This window comes from Streptosporangium nondiastaticum (assembly GCF_003011965.1).
Taxonomy (GTDB): domain Bacteria; phylum Actinomycetota; class Actinomycetes; order Streptomycetales; family Streptomycetaceae; genus Streptomyces; species Streptomyces nondiastaticus.
Genome location: NZ_PXWG01000317.1, coordinates 1 through 956, shown reverse-complemented (window position 1 = coordinate 956; position 956 = coordinate 1). Strand labels below are relative to the sequence as shown.

Below are 956 nucleotides of genomic sequence, written 5' to 3'. Positions count from 1 at the left end.
GCGGCCGCCGCCAGGGCCTCGGCCAGGCGCGGCGGCACCCCGCGCCGCTGCAGGGCCGCGCTCCAGCGCGGGGCGAGGGTCAGCAGGGCGCCGGTGGCCAGCACCGAGAGGAGGAAGCCGGGGCTACGGGCGAGCCACGGGTCGTAGAGGACGAGCAGGAGGACGGCGGCGGCGAGAGCGGGCAGCAGGCTGCGGCGGCGGCCCGTGCCGAGGGCGAGCAGCAGCACCAGCCCGCAGGCGGCGGCGCGCAGCACGCTCGGATCGGGCCGGCAGACCACGACGAACCCCAGCACGAGCCCCGCGCCCAGCACCGCCGTCGCCCGCAGCGGCACCCCGAGCCGGGCCGCGAGGCCCCGGCGCTCGGCACGGGCGGCCAGGTGCGGCGGCCCGACGAACACAGCCAGCAGGATCGCGAGGTTGCTCCCCGAGACGGCCAGCAAGTGCGTCATCCCGGTCGCCCGGAACGCCTCGTCGAGGTCGGCCGGCACCCGGGAGGTGTCCCCCACCACGAGCCCGGGGAGCAGCGCCCGCGGGTCCTCCGGCAGCCCGTCCGTGGCCGCCCGCAGCCCCGAGCGGAACCTGCCGGCGACGCGCTGCACCGCACTCGGCCCCTCCACGATCCGGGGCGGCTCCCGGCCGCCGATCCGCAGCACCGCGGCGGGCGGCGGGCCGGAGCCTCCGGCCCCGGACGGCACCGCGAGGCGCCCCTCGGCCCGCACCCGGGTGGAGGGCAGCAGCCCGAGCCATGAAGGCGGCGCGATCAGCAGCACGGGCGTGCGGACGGCGGTCGTCACGCGGCCCGCGGTCACCTTGACCGCCTCGGCCTCGACGACGGCCGCGGGCGCCGCCCTGGCGGCTCCCCGCACATGCGGGCGCGCGGCCCTCGGGTCGGCCGTGACCGTCACCTCGACCACGGCCTCGGCCTGTCGGCGGGCCAGCCCCGGCAGCGGCCCGCG

The 956-nt window shown here is 80.4% G+C and carries 1 protein-coding gene; it reads right to left on the bottom strand.

The window, feature by feature from the left end; genetic code table 11:
- Positions 1 to 956 (bottom strand): ComEC/Rec2 family competence protein (locus tag B7P34_RS35995; protein WP_223268617.1); only part of this gene is annotated, 956 nt, incomplete at both ends.